This is a genomic window from Kushneria pakistanensis, assembly GCF_014652795.1.
Taxonomy (GTDB): domain Bacteria; phylum Pseudomonadota; class Gammaproteobacteria; order Pseudomonadales; family Halomonadaceae; genus Kushneria; species Kushneria pakistanensis.
Window position 1 is genome coordinate 19,134 of sequence record NZ_BMZM01000002.1, and the last position, 18,286, is coordinate 37,419.

Genomic DNA, 18,286 nt, shown 5'->3' on the forward strand with positions numbered 1-18,286 from the left:
TCATGTGACCGGACCGGAAGCCGAGACTCATGCAAAACGCCGATATTGCCCGTACCCTTCACCGCCTGGCGAACCTGCTGGATATTGAAGGCGCCAATGCCTTTCGCGTGCGCGCCTATCGCAGCGCGGCTCAGACCATCGAAACGCATCCCCATGCCCTGCAGGAGATGTTGGCGCGCGACGAGCCACTCAACGAACTGCCCGGCATCGGCCGTGATCTGGCCGAGAAGATCACCGAGCTGATCACCACCGGCCACCTGCCGGTACTTGAAGAAGCCGAAAAACGTCTGCCGCCCGGACTCCTGCAGCTGATGCGGGTCAGCCAACTGGGACCGCGCCGTGTGCGCCAGCTGCATGAAGCGCTGGGCATTGATAGTCTCGAGGCCCTGAAAAAGGCCGCGCGGGAAGGCCGTATCAGTGCCCTTGAAGGCTTTGGCAAAAAGACCGAAGCCAGCATTCTCAAGGAGGCCGAGCGCATTGATGATACCCCGCCGCGCACACGACTTGATGAAGCCCACCGGGCCGCCGCCGATCTGATCGCCTGGCTTGAACATGCCGAGGGCGCCCAGCGCATCAGCGCCGCCGGCAGCCTGCGCCGTAGTCGCGAGACGGTCGGTGATCTCGACATTCTGGTCAGCAGTGATGATGGCCCGGCCATTATGACGCATCTGATGGCCTATCCCGAAATTGCCGAGACCGCTTCCCATGGCAAGACACGATCCACCATCCATCTGCATTCAGGCCTGCAGGTCGATGTTCGTGTCGTCGCTGATGAAAGCTTCGGCGCCGCCCTTTACTACTTCACCGGCTCTCAGGCGCACAATATTGCCACCCGTAAAATGGCCACCGACCGCGGTCTCAAGATCAATGAATACGGCATTTACAGAGGTGAGGAACGATTGGCCGGGCGCACCGAAGAGGACGTGCTGGCACAGATTGATCTGCCCTAGATTCCCCCCGAACTGCGCGAAAACAGGGGTGAAATAGAAGCAGCCCGTGAAGGTACCCTGCCCGAGCTTGTCACGCTGGATGACATTCGTGGCGATCTGCATATGCACACCACCGCTTCCGACGGCAAGGCAAGTCTTGAGGAGATGGTGCGCGCCGCCAAAAGACGCGGCTATCGCTATATCGCCATCACCGATCACTCAAAGCGCCTGGCGATGGCCAACGGTCTGGATGCCAGACGCCTGCGCGAGCAGATGGCCGAGATCGATGCCCTCAATGAGCGGCTAAAGAACTTTACGGTTTTAAAGGGCAACGAGGTCGATATTCTGGAAGACGGCACGCTGGATCTGCCCGATGACGTGCTTGCAGAACTCGATGTCTGCGTTTTTTCGGTGCACTCGAAGTTCAACCTGTCACGAGAGAAACAGACCCGCCGCATCCTGCGCGCCATGGACAATCCCCATGTCAATATTCTGGCGCACCCCACCGGTCGCATTATCAATGGTCGTGAAGGGTATGACGTGGATATTGAGGCCGTATTGCACGGCGCAAGAGAACGCGGTGTTTTTCTCGAAATCAACGCCCAGCCCGCCCGGCTGGATCTGGCCGCCCACTGGGTGCGCATGGCGCGTGAGATCGGCGTGGCGCTTGCCATCAATACCGATGCCCACGCGCCCGATCAACTGGGCCACATGGCCCTGGGGGTGGCACAGGCGCGCCGCGGTTGGCTGGAAAAGAAAGACGTGCTCAACACCCGCACCGTCACCCAGCTCAGGAAACTGATGACGCGCTAGGGGTTATCATCAAGGACCGGGCATCGCGCACCTTGATACTACAAGGCACCCCATACGGATATGCCAACGGCCAGCCCCTGCGTCGGCATATCCAGGGTCACGACGGTCAGGCGTATTCAAATGGACCCGGTCCTGAGACAGTTCATTCATCAGCTTAAATCGTATCATCCTTTATATTTTAAATATCAAAAATAAAGTCGCGCCATTACAATAAGGATTAATAATCCGCATCAACAATAATTAAAACCATACACCTCAACATATATTAAAAACCTTTATTTATCCTCCTGCACATCCTGAAAAGGAAATTATTAATTCCAATCACCCATAACAGTTGCACTCATAAATATTGTATTTACAAAACAATAGCGACATTCGTTAATAGCATGACAAACGACAAACAATAATGATTGTTTAATATGCGGGAATCCTCATGTTGCACCGCACTCCTTTCAATAATACTCCGATGATAATGTGTACCCCGTGGACGGTTTGCATGTTATCGCTCAGGCATGGTGACCTGTACTGCCTTCTGGTTGACCGGTGCATAAGAGCCCTTTTCTCCCGCCTTTATTCCATCCTCTTGACGCTTTGCATCACTATCGCAGCGCCATTGCCAGCGTATGCCAGCGACGGCATGGACCCTGCTAACGCTGACAGGCAGGCGATCAACCACCTTTCAGGCCCCGACGGCGCTGCCATCGAACGCCCTCTTGTTGGCACCAGTATTCTGACCGGTGTCCTCATGGATCGAACCATTACCCTACCGGGCAACGTTTTCTATCGCGCCTTCAGCCGTGCAGCCATGGGTAATCCCATCTTCAACACTGCAGCGCTTGCTGTCATGGAACGCCCCGACCCTCGCAGGGGCAGCCAGATATGGATTGCCGAGGGTAGCCACATCCATTTTCAGACCCGACTGTCTCCCCGCATAAATGACGCTGGCAACACGGCACAGGGCGCGGTCGACATTGTTCAGAAAGCCCTGCTTACGCGTCGTATTGGTGCCGCGTTGTCATCCGATCAGGATCTGGGCAAAGAGGAACTTCAGCCATGAAAGCACTGCGTATCCTGCCTGCCTGTGCGTTGATGCTTACTACACTCGTATCAGCCAATACCCAGGCAGGCAATCTGGTCTACCAGCCGCTTAATCCTTCCTTTGGCGGTGACCCCTTCTACGGCAGCTACCTGCTGGGCAAGGCGCAGGCGCAGGACACCCACACCGATCCGAACGTCCGGGGAAGCAGCGCACTGTCAGCAACCGATCGACTGGTACAGAGCCTGCAGAGCCGACTGATCTCGCAGCTGATTGGCGATATCAGCAGCGGTGAACTGGGAGAGGGCAGCTTTGAAAGCAATGATTTCAGCATCGTCATTCGAGAGGACAACGATCTGGTCAGCCTGCGCATCCTGGACAAGCTGACCGGCGATGTTACCGACATCCAGGTTGGTGGCCTTTTCAATCCCTGAACATTTGATCTGCAGCGCCATAACAAAAGAAAAAAGGAACATTCATGAAGCTTGCTGCGATAGTGCTCATGACGCTGATGCTGGCAGGCTGTGCCGGCATGGTGGCCATGCCCGCTCACCTTGAAGGCACCCCGCCGACCCTGACGCCACGAAGCGCTGCCTATCAGGATCTTGTCTCACTGCCACCACCAGCCGGGCGCATCTTTGTCTCCGTCTACGACTTTGTCGATCAGACCGGGCAGTACCGCCCGGCGCCGGCCAGCAGCTTTTCAACAGCGGTCACCCAGGGCGCTGCCGCCATGCTCACCGGTGCGCTGTCTGATTCCGGCTGGTTCATTCCCCTGGAGCGCGTCGGTCTCCAGAACCTTTTGACCGAGCGGCGCATCATTCGCGCCGAGGCCGAGCGTTTTGGCCGGCCGGATACCCTGCCATCGCTGCGCGCCGCGTCGGTCATGCTGGAAGGCGGCATCATTGCCTATGACAGCAATGTGCGCACCGGTGGGCTGGGCGCCGAATACTTTGGTATCGGCAGTTCGGGGAAATATCAGGTGGATCAGGTGACGATCAATCTGCGCGCGGTAGAGATTTCGACCGGCGAAATTCTGGCCAATGTCACGACAACCAAGACCATCTATTCAAAGGAAATACGCGCAGGCTTTTTCCGCTTTATCGAGTTCAAGCGGCTGCTGGAGGCAGAAGCGGGATATACCACCAATGAGCCAGTACAGATGGCGGTCATGTCAGCCATCGAGTCGGCGGTGATTCATCTTGTCGCGCGAGGCGTCAGGGACAACCTCTGGCACCTCCAGTCAGGGACCGCGCTGGAAGATACCCTCCTTGCCGACTATCTGGACATGCCAACGATGGCGCTGTAGCGCCTTCATGAAAGACATTCCGGGAGATCAATCGTCATGAGCCTTCACGTCAGCACCTCAGGACCGGATATCCGTCATACCGGCTGGCTCACCTCCTTTCTTCTGATGTTGTTGCCTTTTGTCATGAGCCCGGTTCTGGCGGAAAACAACGTGGCGCTTTCCAGAATCGAGCAGTTCAGCACGGCAAATCTCCCTGTTGGTGCCGCTCAAAAGTACAGCGTTATCGAACAGGTCGGTCACCATAACCAGGCCTGGGTGACCCAGTCCGCATCGGCGCGCTATCAGCAAAGCGCGGGCATTTATCAAAACGGAAGCCACCATCAGGCCCTGATCAGCCAGCAGAATGCCAACGCCCTTGGCGTCATTACCCAGAACGGAAGTCAGCATGTTGCCAGTATTTATCAAAACGGCAGCGGCACGAATACGCGTCTCGATGCCTCCATTATGCAATTCGGCTCTCAGGGCCGTGTCGAGATCACGCAATCGAGCAGTGACCAGGGCATCAGTGTGGTGCAACACGCCTACTCCGGCAGTGCACGCCCGGTCATTATCGAGACCTACCGGTGACTCCGCCGGTATTGATCAACAGTCCAATCACAAGCCATCGATCAATTACAAGGAACGTTATCATGAACACCAGACTGACCACGCTCGCCACCGTTGCCCTGATGCTTTCCTTTCCTGCCTGGGCAGCATCCGGCCCCGGTAACTCCACCACTACGCCTGAAGCCAACAGCGCGACCAATTCAAGCCTTGCAGCACAAACCGCGCGTCTGCAGGACATGAGCGGTGCTTCGGGAAGACGGACCTCTGAAATAGAACAGCGTGGCGGCGGCAATCTGGCCGAGGTAACACAGGGCGGTAATGCTCAGCGCTCTCGCATATATCAAAGCGGCGACAACGTTAGAGCCTCTGTCGAACAAAGCGGTGATCAAAATGACGCCTACATCTCACAGCATTACGGGATGAGTGACATGGCCGACATTCAACAGCTCAATGGCCAGGCAAACAACGCCCTGATCGAGCAGTCCGAATATTATGGCCACAACAACCAGGCCACCATTCTTCAGTCCAGCGCCAATCTGAGCGATGCCCTTATCAACCAGAACGGGGAAAGCAATGACGCTCAAATCGAACAGACCTACTCCAATCAGGTATCCAGCGTGATCTATCAGGATGGCATTGAAAACATTGCCAAGGTCACTCAGCTCAATGCTGACACGAGTGCCGCCTATGTCTACCAGAGCGGTACCGGTCATGAAGCCTATGTGATGCAGGGCAATCGTCTGCTGGAAAACTCGTTGAACAACACCGCCACCATTCGCCAGAGCGGCAGTGCGGCCATGGCCCACGTGTATCAGGACGGTGCCCACAACACGGCCATTACCACTCAGTGGTAATGGCCGTGGCGCCCTGATCAGGCCCGGTCATCACTATCCTGAACCGTCTGTAAAAACTGCAGTCTGGCGTAGTTGGCAGTCCATCACGATATCGCCTTGCCTTCGCAAGGCGATATTTTTTCGGCACTTGTTGACGCCACGCTGATAGCTGGAAAAAGCTGGTTATTAATACATCGCCTGTGCTGCCTGATGAATTGCAAAAAATACACCTTTGAAAGGATGCTTCAACAGCATGACGGCTTGCGAACAACGCTCTTGAAGAACCCGTTTTTAAACCTGTCATCTGATCACAACTTAATATCGATTAATTGTTGTTCCGGAAAGTCGTTACTCCCTGAGCAGCTGCCAACACTCAAATAACACTGGCATTTTAAACATATATTGTTAATACCAATGGAAAACGATGTTTTCTCTTATAAATATTGTATTTACAAAACAGCGGTCTGATCCGTTAATAGCCCAACAGTTAATGACAACAGTCATAATCTGGCAGGCAGGGATTTTCATGTTCGACGTGTTTATTTGCTAACGCCCCAGCAATAATGTGACCGCTACCGGCCGACCAGCGATCAGCGATCAGCGATCAGCGATCAGCGATCAGCGATCAGCGATCAGCGATCAGCAACATTTTGGTTAACCGCGTCCTCGCCCGGGGCTCATGACTTGCCGCCATGTTGATCAAGGCGCCCGGCCGAGCGTCAACTTTACCAGCAGCACCATGAGGACAGAGGCACGACAGAGATGCATCCCGCCGCCATCAGACCGCTCATTTTCAGGCGCTGCGTCGGGATCACATAATCGAAAGTGACCAGGGCATCAGTGTGATGCAGTACGTCCACTCGGGTAATGCGCTTTTGGTAACTATCGACACCTGCCGGTGATGTCACCGGTATTGATCAGTAATAAAACGACAAGCCATTGATCAATTCCAAGGAGCCTTACGCATGAACACCCGACTGACCACACTTGCCGCAGTCGTTGCCCTGGCCGCCACCTTTCCTGCCTGGGCAGCAGATACCCCCGCCAACTCCACGACAACGCCCGAGGCCAATAGCACGACCAATCCAGTCTTTGATGCACAAAACATAAGCCTGGGCGATATGCCAGACGCCTCGGGAAAGCGAGTCTCTGACATAGCGCAACGCGGCGGTGGGAACCTGGCCGAAGTGACACAGGGCGGTAATGTGCATTATTCGCGCATTTATCAAAGCGGCGACGATGAACAGGCGCATGTGGAACAAAGCGGTGAGCAGCACAGCTCACTGATTACCCAAGAATACGGGCTGCAGGACATGGCTGACGTTCACCAGGATGGTGGCCGTCAGAACAGATCGTTGGTTGTTCAGTCGTCTTACGGCGGCCAGGACAATCAGGCCAGCGTCATTCAGGAAGGCGCCATCCTGAGTGATTCCATGATCGAACAAAACGGTTATGCCAACCTGGCTCGGTTGGAGCAGGGCTCAACCAGTGAGGTATCGAGCGTGATCTATCAGGACGGCGACAACAACATTGCTGACGTCACGCAAATTTATGCTGATACGAGTGCTTCCTACATCTACCAGAGTGGCATCGGTCATGAGGCCTACGTATGGCAGGGAAACCGTCTACTGGGGGACTCGAGCAATCTTTCTTCCACCATTCGACAAAGCGGCAGCGCTGCCAGAGCAGAAGTCTACCAGGACAACGGCAACAACACGGCCATCACCACACAGTGGTAATGTCATAACAGCCTCACCGGGTTCGTCAGAGCAGTGCTTGAACGCTCCACAAATGGCCTGAGCAGCAGCCCGAAAGACATCGCCCCGCGCTTGCGGGGCGATGCTTTTCAAACACTCACTGCACGCTGATACTGATCCGACTCCCTGCACCGCCAGTCGAGGATCTGGAGCGACTATTCCCCTTCTGGATAGCCAGTTGCAGGCGCCCTTCATCCAGCACCGTCAGCTCTGCTGTCAGCGCCATCCCCTGAAAATGACGCCGCGTGGGTATGCGCCCCTCCTCCTCGATCACCTGACGGCTGCCATCGGCACGCGTGAGTTCCCAGCGCGCACTAAAGCGTGTATCAGCCGTACCGGCAATGTCCACGTCAATGTCGGACGACATGGCCTTACTGCTGGCAGCCGTCGGTGTCAGTGACGCTGCCAGCAACGCGATGCCCAATGTTTTCAGAAGATAATTAAAGCGCCTTGCAGGCCGTTGCTTTAAAGGGCGTCGAAACATGGCGGTTTACCTTGCGCGCCACCGGTGTGGCATCACGCTCCTTATACAACGAAAACCGCCCCGGAAACCCTTCTCAGGGTCACCGGGGCGGCAATATCGTGCATCAGGCCGACATTGAATCGCCGGTCAGATTGTCACTTAGTAGCGATACTCGTGCGGCTTGAACGGCCCTTCCTGCGGCACGCCGATGTAGTCAGCCTGCGTCCGGGTCATTTTGGTGAGCGTGCCACCAAAACCTTCGACCATATAGCGGGCGACTTCCTCATCGAGCTGCTTGGGCAGCACTTCCACCGTCACGGCCGGGCGCTCTTCGACCGGGATGTCGGCAAAGCGACGCTCATACAGATGGATTTGTGCCAGCACCTGGTCGGCAAAGGAGCCGTCCATGACGCGCGACGGATGGCCAGTGGCGTTACCCAGGTTCACCAGACGCCCTTCGGAGAGCAGCAGCAGATAGTCATCGCTGCTCGGGTCGAAGTTGCCCGGCGTGCCATCACGATAGATCTTGTGGACCTGCGGCTTGATCTCTTCCCATGCCCAGTGCTTGCGCATGTAGGCGGTATCGATTTCATTATCGAAGTGACCGATGTTGCAGACCACGGCGCCCTTTTTGATGGCGCCCAGCATGCCGGCATCACAGACATTGATGTTGCCGGTAGTGGTCACCAGCACGTCGATCTTGCCCAGCATCCAGGTATCAAGATTGCTGCCGGACTCGTCGTTGACACCATCGATGTAGGGCGAGACAACCTCATAGCCGTCCATGCAGGCCTGCATGGCACAGATCGGGTCGACTTCACTAACCTTGACGATCATGCCTTCGTTGCGAAGACCGGCAGCCGAGCCCTTGCCCACGTCACCATAGCCGATCACCAGCGCCTGCTTGCCGGAGAGCAGGTGATCAAGACCGCGCTTGATGGCGTCCGACAGCGAATGGCGGCAGCCATACTTGTTGTCGTTTTTCGACTTGGTGACAGAGTCGTTGACGTTGATGGCCGGTACACGCAGGGTGCCCTTGCGCATCATGTCGAGCAGGCGGTGAACGCCGGTAGTGGTCTCTTCGCTGATGCCGTGGATGGCGTCGAGAAGTTCGGGATGCTCATCGTGGAGCATCAGGGTCAGGTCGCCGCCGTCATCGAGCACCATGTTCGGGCGCCAGCCGTCCGGGCCCTCGATGGTCTGCTGGATGCACCACCAGAACTCCTCGTCGGTTTCACCCTTCCAGGCAAAGACCGGCGTGCCGGCAGCAGCAATGGCCGCAGCCGCCTGATCCTGGGTCGAGAAGATGTTGCATGAAGACCAGCGTACGCTGGCACCCAGCTCGATCAGCGTCTCGATCAGTACCGCGGTCTGGATCGTCATGTGAATACAGCCGGCGATACGGGCGCCCTTGAGCGGCTGCTGATCGCGGTACTTGGCGCGAATCTTCATCAGCGCCGGCATTTCGGTTTCGGCGATGCGAATCTCGCGGCGGCCCCAGTCGGCCAGACTGATATCGGCGACCTTGTAGTCCTGATGGACGGCGTTTTCGGCAGTAGCCATGAAACACTCCTGGCAGATAGCGGGCGCCGTTGAATCCGGAGTATCCATCCCGAGCCTCGCAGGGACCTTTCTCCTGCTGCAGCGCCCCTCGGGCGGACATGACGCCCCACGAAGGGGTGGGGCATGAAAATCTGGTGCAAATTATAGCGGGCCGGCGCCTTTAATGGTCAATACCGGAGATAAAAGCTGCCGACCTGCTATCGTACTATCGGCACCAGAGCCGTAAACACGAGATCACATCTCAGTGATTTTTCGATGACGATGATGTTTCACCAACGCCTGGCACCACATACCCCACCAGTTTGCCGATGGTCAGTCCCTGCACCAGGATCGAGAACAGCACGATGATGTAGGTGATCATCACGATCGCCTCACGATACTCGCTTTCCGGCAGGCCCAGCGCCAGCGCTACCGAAATGCCGCCACGCAGCCCGCCCCAGGTCAGCACGCGCGTCGTACCAGGGCGATAGTCAACCCAGCGACGCATGGCCATCATCGGCAGCCCGATGGTCACAAGCCTCACCAACAGGATGGCAATGATCAGCGGTCCGGCCACCAACAGATAGCTCCATTCGAACGGAATCAGCAAGAGCTCAAGGCCAATCAGGACAAACAGCACCGCGTTGAGGATCTCGTCGATCAACTCCCAGAAGCCGTCCACGTAGCGCCGAGTGTTGTCCGACATTGCAAGCTCACGACCGCGATTGCCAATGAAAAGCCCGGCAATGACCATCGCAATGGGACCTGACACTTCCAGCCAGGTCGCCAGTGCATAGCCGCCCAGCACCAGTGCCAGACTGATCAGCACCTCAACCTGATACTGATCGATGCTTTTCATCATCCGATAGGCGACATACCCCATCACCAGGCCCAGCAACAGACCGCCGCCGGCCTCTTCGGCAAAAAGCGCCAGCGAATGCGTGGGTGTGAGCTGTTCACCGGCCGTGACTGCGCCAACCAGCAGGGTAAAGACCACCACGGCCACGCCATCGTTGAAGAGCGACTCACCGACAATCTTGATCTCCATGTCCTCCGGCGCACCGGCGCTTTGCATGATGCCCAGCACCGCGATCGGGTCGGTGGGTGAAATCAGCGCGCCAAAGACCAGGCAGTAGAGATACGGCACCTCGATATGAAAGGTGGCAAAGAGCCACCAGGCAGCACTGCCGATGGCCAGCGTCGAGACCACCACGCCGATCGAGGCCAGAAATCCGATCGAGTAGCGATAGCGTTTGAGCTTATCGATATCCACGTGCAGGGCACCGGCGAACAGCAGAAACGACAGCATGCCGTCCATCAGCAGCGTGTTGAAGTTGATGCTGCCCAGCCACTGTTCGGTCAGATCGGTGATATAGGTAAAGCCCAGATGATCCAGCGCGATCAGCCCCAGCGACATCAAAAGGGCGATGACCATGACCCCGATGGTGGCCGGCAACCGAACAAAGCGGTAGTTGAACCACGCAAAAAGCGCAGTGATGGTAATAAAGAGTGCAGCAATATTAAGCATGGGATTTTATCTGGTCGGTCCGATAGACATCTGTGTTGTTGATCCGTGGCGATGCAGGCACGGATCGATGGATGCCCATGAGCATAGTCCACGTTCAGCCACAAAAAAGCCCACGCAGGCGTGGGCTTGATCGGATCAATCGGACAGACTGACGACTCAAAGACCGGCAGCGGCCCTGAGCGCTTCGGCGCGGTCCACCTTCTCCCAGGGGAAGGCCGTGAAGGTCTCGGTCTGCATTTCACCGCTGGTATCCTTCCAGCGATAGGTATGCTCGAAGGGCTCACGGCCGAAATGTCCATAAGCGGCGGTGAGCTGATACATCGGATGCAGAAGATCAAGCATGCGCGTGATCGCATAGGGACGCAGATCGAAATGCTCGCGCACCAGCTCGATGATCTTGTCATCACTGATTTTGCCGGTACCGAAGGTATTGATGGCCACCGAGGTCGGCTCGGCCACCCCGATGGCGTATGAGACCTGGATCTCGCACTTCTCGGCAATGCCGGAGGCCACCACGTTCTTGGCCACATAACGCCCGGCATAGGCCGCACTGCGATCCACCTTGGAAGGGTCCTTGCCGGAGAAGGCACCGCCCCCGTGGCGCGCCATGCCGCCGTAGGTATCCACGATGATCTTGCGCCCGGTCAGGCCGCAGTCACCCACCGGCCCGCCAATCACGAACTTGCCGGTCGGGTTGATATGAAAGCGCGTGGATTCGGTAATCCACTCGGCGGGCAGCACATCACGAATGATCAGCTCTTCCACGGCGTGACGCAGCTCTTCCTGCGAGATGCTCTCGTCATGCTGGGTAGACAGCACCACCGCATCCACGGCCACCGGCCGGCCATCCTCACCATAGCGAAAGGTCACCTGACTCTTGGCATCAGGACGCAGCCAGGAGAGCGTGCCGTTCTTGCGAAGCTCCGACTGGCGCTCGACCAGCCGATGCGAGTAGTGGATCGGCGCCGGCATGTAGGACGGCGTCTCATTGGTGGCGTAACCAAACATCAGCCCCTGGTCACCGGCGCCCTGATCCTCGGGTCGGGTACGATCGACGCCCTGGGCAATATCGATGCTCTGCTTGCCGATCAGATTGAGTACGCCGCAGGTGGCCCCATCAAAACCGACGTCGGAGGAGGTATAGCCGATATCCAGGATGACCTGGCGCACCAGATCTTCCAGATCCACCCAGGCGCTGGTGGTGATCTCGCCGGCCACGATCGCGACTCCCGTCTTGACCAGCGTCTCGCATGCCACGCGTGCCTGCTTGTCCCGGGCGATCAGGGCATCGAGCACCGCATCGGAAATCTGGTCGGCAATCTTGTCAGGATGGCCTTCGGATACGGATTCGGAGGTAAACAGGGAGTATTCGCTCATGAAAGCTCTGGGTCCTTTTGTCGCTCATTCCTGAGCAGGGGTTAAGAGGTTGGTCTTGTCGACACAGACCAAAAAGTTTACACCCGGTAAAAGCGAAGTGCCTAACCCGCACCCGTGCAGCATCTTCAAGCCCATCACGCATATCGTTCATGACCGATGCCTGCACGGGATTACGGCCAGGCAGTGGCCCGGACTATCGCTGATGAAGCCTTTATCGGCAGGCGTGCATAAAATGACAGGCTGAATGACGGGGAGACGACTGCCCCCTCCTGTTTCCTTACGTTTGAAAAAAGGTAGGCACATGTCATCATCGCAATCCCTTTTTGCCTATATCGGCTGTGGCGGCGCCGGCGAGGTCTGCCTCGTGCGCTACTCGCACGATAGCCTTGAGCTGATGCAGCGCGTGACGCTGCCCGATCTGGAAAAGGCCGGCGGCTCCATGCCACTGTGCCTGAGCCCTGACCAGCGCCATCTTTACGCTGCCGGCCGAGGCACCCCCATGGGCATTTTCACCTTTGCCATCGACACAGAAAGTCATCATCTATCCCCGGTGTCGACCTTTCCCATCGAGGAAAGCATCGCCTATCTGGCCTGCAGCAAAGACAATCGTCTCTTCTCGGCCTCTTATCACCACCATCTAGTGGCCGCCTACGAGCTATCTCCTGAAGGAGAAGTACAAGGCGAACAGGGCCGCCGGGCTACCGATCCCAATGCCCACTGCATTCTTCCCGACCCCGATCAGCGCAACCTGCTCTTTACCAGCCTTGGCGGCGACCGGCTCTACTGCGCCAGTCTTGAAGCGCAACCGCCCTTTTTCGACACGACCGAGGTCACGCTGCCTCATGGAACCGGTCCCAGGCACCTGATCTTCAACAAGGAGGGCACGCAGCTCTATCTGCTGGGCGAACTGGACGGTTCCATCACGCTGTTCGACTATGACAGCCACACCCGGACGCTGACGGAAAGACAAAGGGTTATCGTGGACAAGGGCGAGGCCGACACTTTCTGGGCTGCGGATATTCATCTCGATGCCAAAGGCCGCTATCTGTTTGCCTCCGAGCGCAGCAGTTCACTGGTGACCTCCTTCGAAGTCGACATTGAGAGCGGCGAGCTCACACGCATTGACGCCTTTGAGGTCGAGTCGCAGCCCAGAGGGTTCGCGCTGGATGCCACCGGAGAAATCATGCTGGTGGCCGGCCAGGCCTCGCATCACGTAGCGGCCTATCGCCTTGATGAGGGAAGGCTTGAGTTTATTGATCGCGTTGAAGTTGCTCAGTCACCGGACTGGGTGGAAATGGCCTGAGTGTGGATGACGGCAGGCGCCCAAGCGCGCCTGCAAAAGACGCCTTTTAATGCGCAAGGCGCTACCTGACAGCACGTCAGTGAAGAATGCATGGCTGCACATCAGGGTGTTTTCATGGGATCAGGCACCATGAAGGCACCTGAGTAAAGCAGCGCTGATTTGCCCTACACCTGCCGCGAGGCCTCATCAAGATGCAGGATGGTATGGGCATTGGTGGCGCTGGTGGCCAGGACATCGATCACGCCGGTGCGCAGTGCCCCCAGAATGCCGGCGGCCTTGGTGCTTTCGCTGGCAATCGCGATCACCTCGGGGATGCGCGCCAGATCCGGGATGCTTAGTCCGATCACGCGTCCCTGCATGGGGGTATGGGATGGCCTGCCGTTCAGATCAATGAAGTCATAGCCCATCATGTCGCCCACCGTGCCGGATAGACGCGCCTCGGCAATCTCCTGCGGCGAGAACCAGCCCATGCGCACCATGTTGCTGTCCTCGGAGAGATCTCCTATGCCGATCATGGCGATATCGGCACGCCGCGCGCGATCCAGCGTCTGGCGCACGGTGGGATTTTCCAGCATGGCATCGCGAAGTTCGGCGCTGGCCACCATGGCGGGTGCATAAAGGGTTTCACTTTCGCCGCCGAATCTGGCAGCCAGGCGTCGGCAGATATGATCAGGATTCATGTACTCTCCGGCGCGCAGCGAGCCGCCGATAGCGCAGATGAACGAGCACTGCCGGGTGCGCTGGTTAAAGACGTTGTCTGCCACGGTGCCCACGTTACGCCCCATGCCGACGGCCACCATGGTGCCGTCTTCCAGCGTTCTGGAAAGGTGATCGGCCACCAGACTCGAGACCTCATGGCGCTGCTGGTCGGCATCGGCGCAGTCGAGCGCGATCAATGCCCGACGAATGCCGAAGCGACGAATCAGCGCCTGCTCGATCTCGGCCGCGACCGAAGGGTGGTGACGCACCCGAACATCGACAATGCCCTCGGTCTGCGCCCGCTTGAGCATGCGCCCGACCTTGATGCGGGACATGCCCAGACGTACCGCAATCGCCTCCTGGGTTTCACCCTGCATGTAATACAGACTGGCAATCTCGGTCATCAGCGCGATATCGGGGTCGGCACGCTCGTTCATGGGGGCTCCGGGGTAGTTACATGGCGCAAGTCGGGCGGGAAGATACCTGTAGATTTTGCCCCTGTCACAGACGCCTGAGCGTCAAAAGGGGCAGTACGCCACCGGCGTGACTGCCCCTTCACGTTTGAACCTCTGATGTCACGCCTTCGAATCAGGGCTGTTGCCGGCGGCTACTTCACGCTCATAGGCCTCAATGCGATCCACCTTGGCCTGCGAGCCACCGCCGCTGAACTCGCTTTCAAGGAAGGATTCGGCGATTTTCTTGGCCAGCTCCACTCCGATGACGCGGGCACCCATGGTCAGTATCTGGGCATCGTTGCTCTTGCGGGCGCGCTCGGCCGAATAGGTGTCATGGGCCTGGGCGGCGCGAATGCCGGGTACCTTGTTGGCCGAGATGGCCACGCCGATGCCGGTACCACAGACCAGGATGGCGCGATCAAACCGCCCTTCCTTCACGGCATGAGCCGCTGCAAAGGCGATATCGGGATAAAGCACCGGCTCGGCATTGAAGGTCCCGAAGTCCTCGACCTCATGGCCCAGCCCGCGGACGTGCTCCAGCAGTGCCTGTTTCATGTCATAAGCCGCTTCGTCGCATCCCAGTGCCACCCGCAGCGTGCTGTTTTGTGTCGCCATGTTGCCTCCTGAAAAGCCCTTGCGATGATTGACCCCTGAGATGGTATGCCAGGTCGATCATATGAACAAAGCCCTTTCACATGATACAGAACAATGGTTGCAGCGGCCCGCTATCTCATTTGCCACCCTCAATGCATTTAAATCAATGACTTATAAAAACAACGCCATAAGAAGGCGGCTCAACGGTTCCAACTAAAACCAAAGTATCATGCTTTGCGCGAATATCGAGCGCTACTATGGCACTTATTGATGCTTACAAATGAACAAGAACAGAACATTTTATCGAGCGCCCTTTTCAGGGCATCCGTCGAGGCAGCGGTGCCTTTCATCACTGCTCTGCCCGTCCTCCAGATCCGTTGTCGCCTCAGGAGTAGATTTGCCATGACCCGCCTTTATAACGACCCTACAGCGTTTGTGGATGAAGCGACCGAAGGCTTCGTGGCTGCACATTCCAACCGTGTCCGCCAGGTACCCGGTGGCGTCATCCGCAGCACGAAAAGTGCCCCTGATACCGTGGCGGTCGTCATTGGCGGCGGCTCCGGTCACTACCCGGCCTTTGCCGGCCTGGTCGGCCAGGGGCTGGCACACGGTGCCGCGATGGGCAATCTGTTTGCCTCGCCTTCGGCCCAGCAGATCTACTCGGTCGCCCGTGCGGCCAATAACGGCGCCGGGGTGCTTCTGAGCTACGGCAATTATGCCGGCGACGTGCTGCACTTCGGTCAGGCCCGCGATCGTCTGGTCAGCGAGGGCATTCCGTGCGAAATGGTCAAGGTCATCGATGATGTCTCCAGCGCCAGCCTTGAGGAGATTCAAAAGCGTCGTGGCATTGCCGGCGATCTGACCGTGTTCAAGATCGCCGCGGCCGCCGCCGAGGCCGGCTACTCGCTCGAAGAGGTCGTGCGCGTCACCGAGGCCGCCAACCTGCGCACCCGCTCCTTCGGCGTGGCCTTTGATGGCTGTACCCTGCCCGGCGCCGAGGATGCCCTCTTTCACGTACCTGACGGCAAGATGGCCGTAGGCCTGGGGATTCACGGCGAGCCCGGTATCAGCGAACAGGACATCCCCACGGCTGATGCGCTGGCCGAGCTGCTGGTTGAAAGACTGCTGGAAGAGCTGCCCGAAGGCGTCAGCAGTGCCAGCGGCGCGCGCGCTTCGGTGCTGCTCAACGGCCTGGGTACGGTCAAGTATGAAGAGCTTTTCGTGGTCTATCGCCGCGTCACCCAACTGTTGAAAGATGCAGGCATCGAGATCGTCGAACCCGAGGTGGGCGAGCTGGTCACCAGTCTGGACATGGCTGGTGCCTCACTGACGCTGTTCTGGCTCGACGAAGAGCTCGAAAGGTTCTGGGCCGCGCCCTGCGACACCCCTGCCTACCGCAAGGGCAGCGTGACCGTCACCGAACAGCTCGATGCCGCCGAACTGGATATCCCCGACCCGGACGCCATTCCCGAGGCCACCGACGAGTCGAAGGAGGCCGCCGCCAGGGTGCTATCGGCACTGGAAGCCACCTACCGGGTCATCGAGGAAAACGAAGAGGAGTTCGGACGTATTGATGCCGTGGCCGGCGATGGCGATCACGGCATCGGCATGGCACGCGGCGGCAAGGCGGCCGTCGAGAAGGCGCGCGAGGTAAAAGAACGCGGCGCCGGTGCCGGGACGACACTGCGCATGGCGGGTGACGCCTGGGCCGATCGGGCCGGTGGTACTTCGGGCGCCATCTGGGGCGCGGCGCTCCACTCATTGGCCATGGCCATCGGCGATGAGAAAAAGCCGGATGCTGCGCGCATTGCCCAGGGCGTGCGGGATGCCCGCGACAACATCATGCACTTTGGCAAGGCAAAGGTTGGCGACAAGACGCTGGTCGACGTACTGGTGCCCTTCAGCGAGGTGCTGGGCGAGCGCGTCGAGGCCGGTGATGATCTCAAAACAGCCTGGCAGGCCGGTGCCGAGCGCGCCGAACAGGCCGCGAAGAACACAGCCGATCTCGTGCCGAAAATCGGCCGGGCGAGGCCGCTGGCGGAAAAAAGCAAGGGCACACCGGATGCCGGCGCCGTGTCGCTATCCATGATCATCCGCGCCGTTGTGGATGTGCTGTAAGCCACCCATCACGGTCTGACCACAGGAGAGAGACATGTCTGCACCCCTGCTCATCGGTACCAGCCTCAAGATGTATTTCGGCTATCAGCAAACGCTTGACTGGTGCCGCCAGGTGGCTGATATCGCTCAACGCCATCCTGCCGTGACGCAGGGGCATGCGGCACTTTTCATCATGCCCTCGTTTCCGACCCTGGCGCCGGTGCTGGAAATCGTGCGCGACACCGACATTCGCATCGGGGCGCAGAACCTTTCCGACCAGCCGCCAGGCGCCTGGACCGGGGAAGTCAGCGCCGCCATGCTCGCCGAGATGGGCTGTCGCTGTGTGGAGATCGGCCACGCCGAACGCCGCCGCCACTTCCATGAAGATGAAGCATTGATCGCCGCCAAGACCGCACTGGCCATGGCACAGGGGCTTTCCCCCGTGCTGTGCGTGGGAGAAGTTGATGAAGGCGACCCGGGTTTGGCGGCCAGCGAGTGCATCCGCCAGATCGACAGTGTGCTGGCCGACACACCGCAACCTCGAGGTGCGGATCTGATCGTGGCCTATGAGCCGCACTGGGCCATTGGTGCCAGTCAGCCGGCGTCCAGTGAGCATATCAGTACCGTGTGCCTGAAACTTCAGGCGCATCTGGATGCCCATGGCGGCGGGCGCGTCATCTATGGTGGCAGCGCCGGCCCCGGGCTGTTATCCCGCCTTGAAGGCAGTGTGCAGGGCATGTTTCTGGGGCGCTTTGTGCACGATGCCCGCGCCTTTGAGCAGATTCTCGATGAGGTCATGACGCTTCAGGCGGCATCGCATCAGTAGCGGCCTGTTCCCTGATGCGCCATTTTCGGCACATCCTTCTTGAAACCCGGGGGGCGACATCACCATTTCATACAGCTACTCTTGGCGAATAAACATGTGCGCACTCAATGCGGACGCTGACGCCATGACGCATCTATCCGATCGGTGACGCCAGCGCCCCACTCACTACCACCAGCAGG

At 58.3% G+C, this 18,286-nt stretch carries 17 protein-coding genes and 1 riboswitch; of the genes, 11 read left to right on the forward strand and 6 right to left on the reverse strand.

The genetic code is table 11. The annotated features are described in order from the left end of the window. The first annotated feature begins 29 nt into the window (after window positions 1–29). The 8 genes from IE123_RS16120 to IE123_RS05590 all read left to right on the forward strand — a co-directional run bounded on the left by IE123_RS16120 (window position 30) and on the right by IE123_RS05590 (window position 7,205). Entirely contained in the window at window positions 30–950 is a 921-nt protein-coding gene (locus IE123_RS16120) for a helix-hairpin-helix domain-containing protein (protein WP_229819626.1), read from the forward strand. An 84-nt stretch (window positions 951–1,034) separates the two neighbouring features. Beyond that, window positions 1,035–1,742 carry a PHP domain-containing protein gene (locus IE123_RS16125; RefSeq protein WP_268246946.1) on the forward strand — a complete coding sequence of 236 codons (708 nt, stop codon included), beginning with the start codon at window positions 1,035–1,037 and terminating at the stop codon, window positions 1,740–1,742. 745 nt (window positions 1,743–2,487) lie between these two features. Further along, window positions 2,488–2,799, forward strand: coding sequence for a CsgE family curli-type amyloid fiber assembly protein (locus IE123_RS05565; RefSeq protein WP_229819628.1), 312 nt, complete (start codon window positions 2,488–2,490; stop codon window positions 2,797–2,799). Beyond that, window positions 2,796–3,212: a curli assembly protein CsgF gene (locus tag IE123_RS05570; RefSeq protein ID WP_189515993.1), complete on the forward strand. Its 417-nt coding sequence runs from the start codon at window positions 2,796–2,798 to the stop codon at window positions 3,210–3,212. Before IE123_RS05565 ends, IE123_RS05570 begins: the two co-directional genes overlap by 4 nt. A gap of 44 nt (window positions 3,213–3,256) precedes the next feature. Then, a complete protein-coding gene (locus tag IE123_RS05575; RefSeq protein ID WP_189515995.1) occupies window positions 3,257–4,087 on the forward strand; it encodes a CsgG/HfaB family protein in 831 nt (276 codons plus the stop codon). A 36-nt stretch (window positions 4,088–4,123) separates the two neighbouring features. Next, window positions 4,124–4,654 carry a hypothetical protein gene (locus IE123_RS05580; protein ID WP_189515997.1) on the forward strand — a complete coding sequence of 177 codons (531 nt, stop codon included), beginning with the start codon at window positions 4,124–4,126 and terminating at the stop codon, window positions 4,652–4,654. Between the two features lie 62 nt (window positions 4,655–4,716). Next, window positions 4,717–5,487 (forward strand): hypothetical protein, encoded by a 771-nt coding sequence (locus tag IE123_RS05585; protein ID WP_189515999.1) that lies wholly within the window; start codon window positions 4,717–4,719, stop codon window positions 5,485–5,487. A 944-nt stretch (window positions 5,488–6,431) separates the two neighbouring features. Then, entirely contained in the window at window positions 6,432–7,205 is a 774-nt protein-coding gene (locus tag IE123_RS05590; RefSeq protein ID WP_189516001.1) for a hypothetical protein, read from the forward strand. 115 nt (window positions 7,206–7,320) lie between these two features. Here the strand turns inward: IE123_RS05590 and IE123_RS05595 are convergent, their stop codons facing one another. The 4 genes from IE123_RS05595 to metK all read right to left on the reverse strand — a co-directional run bounded on the left by IE123_RS05595 (window position 7,321) and on the right by metK (window position 12,133). Then, the gene (locus IE123_RS05595; RefSeq protein ID WP_189516003.1) at window positions 7,321–7,590 is read right to left on the reverse strand and encodes a hypothetical protein; all 270 of its coding nucleotides are present in this window, start codon (window positions 7,588–7,590) and stop codon (window positions 7,321–7,323) included. A 255-nt stretch (window positions 7,591–7,845) separates the two neighbouring features. Further along, window positions 7,846–9,249, reverse strand: coding sequence for an adenosylhomocysteinase (gene ahcY / locus IE123_RS05600; RefSeq protein ID WP_189516005.1), 1,404 nt, complete (start codon window positions 9,247–9,249; stop codon window positions 7,846–7,848). 14 nt (window positions 9,250–9,263) lie between these two features. After that, a riboswitch (S-adenosyl-L-homocysteine riboswitch) is annotated at window positions 9,264–9,345 on the reverse strand. A 145-nt stretch (window positions 9,346–9,490) separates the two neighbouring features. Continuing rightward, window positions 9,491–10,756 (reverse strand): cation:proton antiporter, encoded by a 1,266-nt coding sequence (locus IE123_RS05605; protein WP_189516007.1) that lies wholly within the window; start codon window positions 10,754–10,756, stop codon window positions 9,491–9,493. A 156-nt stretch (window positions 10,757–10,912) separates the two neighbouring features. Continuing rightward, window positions 10,913–12,133, reverse strand: a complete 1,221-nt coding sequence (gene metK, locus IE123_RS05610) for a methionine adenosyltransferase (RefSeq protein WP_189516009.1) — start codon at window positions 12,131–12,133, stop codon at window positions 10,913–10,915. Between the two features lie 301 nt (window positions 12,134–12,434). Between metK and IE123_RS05615 the strand changes: the two genes are divergently transcribed. Further along, window positions 12,435–13,436 carry a lactonase family protein gene (locus IE123_RS05615; protein ID WP_189516011.1) on the forward strand — a complete coding sequence of 334 codons (1,002 nt, stop codon included), beginning with the start codon at window positions 12,435–12,437 and terminating at the stop codon, window positions 13,434–13,436. A gap of 164 nt (window positions 13,437–13,600) precedes the next feature. On the opposite strand, the gene IE123_RS05620 is transcribed toward IE123_RS05615, so the two are convergent. Together IE123_RS05620 and rpiB are read right to left on the reverse strand one after the other, a co-directional pair. Next, window positions 13,601–14,572, reverse strand: a complete 972-nt coding sequence (locus tag IE123_RS05620) for a sugar-binding transcriptional regulator (RefSeq protein WP_189516013.1) — start codon at window positions 14,570–14,572, stop codon at window positions 13,601–13,603. A 138-nt stretch (window positions 14,573–14,710) separates the two neighbouring features. Next, window positions 14,711–15,205 (reverse strand): ribose 5-phosphate isomerase B, encoded by a 495-nt coding sequence (gene rpiB, locus IE123_RS05625; RefSeq protein ID WP_189516015.1) that lies wholly within the window; start codon window positions 15,203–15,205, stop codon window positions 14,711–14,713. A gap of 381 nt (window positions 15,206–15,586) precedes the next feature. Between rpiB and IE123_RS05630 the strand changes: the two genes are divergently transcribed. Continuing rightward, on the forward strand, window positions 15,587–17,302 hold the full coding sequence (locus tag IE123_RS05630) for a dihydroxyacetone kinase family protein (protein ID WP_189516017.1): 1,716 nt from the start codon (window positions 15,587–15,589) through the stop codon (window positions 17,300–17,302). 34 nt (window positions 17,303–17,336) lie between these two features. Then, entirely contained in the window at window positions 17,337–18,107 is a 771-nt protein-coding gene (locus IE123_RS05635) for a triose-phosphate isomerase family protein (RefSeq protein ID WP_189516019.1), read from the forward strand. Window positions 18,108–18,286 lie beyond the last annotated feature (179 nt).

Bases quoted from the DNA above. Each gene is read 5' to 3' on its own strand.
- metK (WP_189516009.1), bottom strand. From the start codon at position 12,133: ATGAGCGAATACTCCCTGTTTACCTCCGAATCCGTATCCGAAGGCCAT.
- rpiB (WP_189516015.1), bottom strand. From the start codon at position 15,205: ATGGCGACACAAAACAGCACGCTGCGGGTGGCACTGGGATGCGACGAA.
- IE123_RS05570 (WP_189515993.1), top strand. From the start codon at position 2,796: ATGAAAGCACTGCGTATCCTGCCTGCCTGTGCGTTGATGCTTACTACA.
- IE123_RS05620 (WP_189516013.1), bottom strand. From the start codon at position 14,572: ATGAACGAGCGTGCCGACCCCGATATCGCGCTGATGACCGAGATTGCC.
- ahcY (WP_189516005.1), bottom strand. From the start codon at position 9,249: ATGGCTACTGCCGAAAACGCCGTCCATCAGGACTACAAGGTCGCCGAT.
- IE123_RS05595 (WP_189516003.1), bottom strand. From the start codon at position 7,590: ATGTCGTCCGACATTGACGTGGACATTGCCGGTACGGCTGATACACGC.
- IE123_RS05565 (WP_229819628.1), top strand. From the start codon at position 2,488: ATGGATCGAACCATTACCCTACCGGGCAACGTTTTCTATCGCGCCTTC.
- IE123_RS05590 (WP_189516001.1), top strand. From the start codon at position 6,432: ATGAACACCCGACTGACCACACTTGCCGCAGTCGTTGCCCTGGCCGCC.
- IE123_RS05605 (WP_189516007.1), bottom strand. From the start codon at position 10,756: ATGCTTAATATTGCTGCACTCTTTATTACCATCACTGCGCTTTTTGCG.
- IE123_RS16120 (WP_229819626.1), top strand. From the start codon at position 30: ATGCAAAACGCCGATATTGCCCGTACCCTTCACCGCCTGGCGAACCTG.
- IE123_RS05585 (WP_189515999.1), top strand. From the start codon at position 4,717: ATGAACACCAGACTGACCACGCTCGCCACCGTTGCCCTGATGCTTTCC.
- IE123_RS05615 (WP_189516011.1), top strand. From the start codon at position 12,435: ATGTCATCATCGCAATCCCTTTTTGCCTATATCGGCTGTGGCGGCGCC.
- IE123_RS05630 (WP_189516017.1), top strand. From the start codon at position 15,587: ATGACCCGCCTTTATAACGACCCTACAGCGTTTGTGGATGAAGCGACC.
- IE123_RS05635 (WP_189516019.1), top strand. From the start codon at position 17,337: ATGTCTGCACCCCTGCTCATCGGTACCAGCCTCAAGATGTATTTCGGC.
- IE123_RS05580 (WP_189515997.1), top strand. From the start codon at position 4,124: ATGAGCCTTCACGTCAGCACCTCAGGACCGGATATCCGTCATACCGGC.
- IE123_RS05575 (WP_189515995.1), top strand. From the start codon at position 3,257: ATGAAGCTTGCTGCGATAGTGCTCATGACGCTGATGCTGGCAGGCTGT.